We start from the raw sequence: 1507 nt of genomic DNA on the forward strand, positions 1-1507 counted from the left end.
CGCGAGAGGTTCCGGGCGCCGGCCTCAGCGCTGGGGCCAGCGGGCCGCGGAGATCGACTGGTCCCGACGGCGAAGCATGCGCTCCAGCGCGGTGCGGGCGTGCTCCTGCACGTCCGCGGGCACCTGGATGCGGTTCACCACGCGTCCCGCCACGAGCTCCTCGAGCACCCACGCGAGGTAGCCGGGGTGGATGCGGTACATGGTGGAGCAGGGGCAGATCACCGGGTCCAGGCAGAAGATCGTGTGCTCCGGATGCTGGGCGGCCAGGCGCTGGACGAGGTTGATCTCGGTGCCGATCGCGAAGGTCGACCCGGCGGGTGCGGCCTGGATCGCCTTGACGATCGCGTCGGTGGAGCCGGAGGCGTCCGCGGCGTCCACCACCTCCATGGGGCACTCCGGGTGCACGATCACCTGCACGCCGGGGTGCTCGGCGCGGGCCTGTTCGATCTGCGCCACGGTGAAGCGGCGGTGGACGGAGCAGAAGCCGTGCCAGAGGATCACCTTCGCGTCCTGCAGCTGCTCGGCGGTGTTGCCCCCGAGTCGGCGGTGCGGATCCCACACCGGCATCTGCTCCAGCCCGATGCCCATGGCCTTCGCCGTGTTGCGGCCCAGGTGCTGGTCCGGGAAGAACAGCACGCGCTGACCGCGCTCGAACGCCCACTCGAGCACCTGGGAGGCGTTCGAGGAGGTGCAGACGATGCCGCCGCGGGCGCCCACGAACGCTTTCAGGGCGGCGGAGGAGTTCATGTAGGTCACCGGCAGCACCGGCTGGCGCCCCTGCTCGTCCGGCTCGGTGCCGTAGAGCTCCTCGAGCTGGGCCCAGCAGTCGGCCACGGAGTCCTCGTCCGCCATGTCCGCCATGGAGCAGCCGGCGCCCAGGTGCGGCAGGACGACCGCCTGGTGGTCGCCGGAGAGGATGTCCGCGGTCTCGGCCATGAAGTGCACGCCGCAGAACACGATCGCCTCCGCGTCCGGGTGGGCGGTGGCGGCGCGGGCGAGCTGGAAGGAATCGCCCACGTAGTCGGCGTGCCGGACAACCTCGTCGCGCTGGTAGAAGTGCCCGAGCAGGACCACCCGGTCGCCGAGCTCGGCCTTCGCGGCGGCGATGCGCTCCTGCAGCTCCTCCTCGGATGCCGTGCGGTACTCGGCGGGGATCTCGCCCTGGCGCGGCATGTGGGCCGGCGCCAGGTCCGCCATGGAGGAGCCGGGGCCGTAGCCGCCGAGCGCGTCGCCGGCCTCCCACGGGGGCAGCAGCAGCTCGTCCGTGCAGGCGGAGCCGCCGTCCGGGCGGGAGGACAGCAGGGTCAGCCGCACCGGCACGGACGGGGTCTCGGGGGCGGAGGGCGCCACGGGGCCGGTGAAGGTCTCGGGGTCGGTGCGGGCCGGGGGTGAGTCGGTGCGGTTCACGGTGGTCATGGTCGGGGTCCTCTCGTCGGGATGCGGCATCGGCCGGGGTGGGGCGTCGGCCGGGGTGGGCGTCGGCGTCAGCGGCGCGAAGGCGACGTCG

At 73.1% G+C, this 1507-nt stretch carries 1 protein-coding gene; it reads right to left on the reverse strand.

Features of this window, described 5'->3' with window-relative positions:
- Nucleotides 1–24: 24 nt before the first annotated feature.
- Nucleotides 25–1416, reverse strand: a complete 1392-nt coding sequence (gene nadA, locus AC2W7A_RS12305; RefSeq protein ID WP_485991595.1) for a quinolinate synthase NadA — start codon at nt 1414–1416, stop codon at nt 25–27.
- Nucleotides 1417–1507 lie beyond the last annotated feature (91 nt).

It is taken from the genome of Micrococcus sp. LASM2_SD2, from assembly GCF_057364565.1.

What these genes read in the sequence shown, in the direction of transcription:
- nadA (WP_485991595.1), bottom strand. Translation starts at nt 1,416, where the DNA reads ATGACCACCGTGAACCGCACCGACTCACCCCCGGCCCGCACCGACCCC.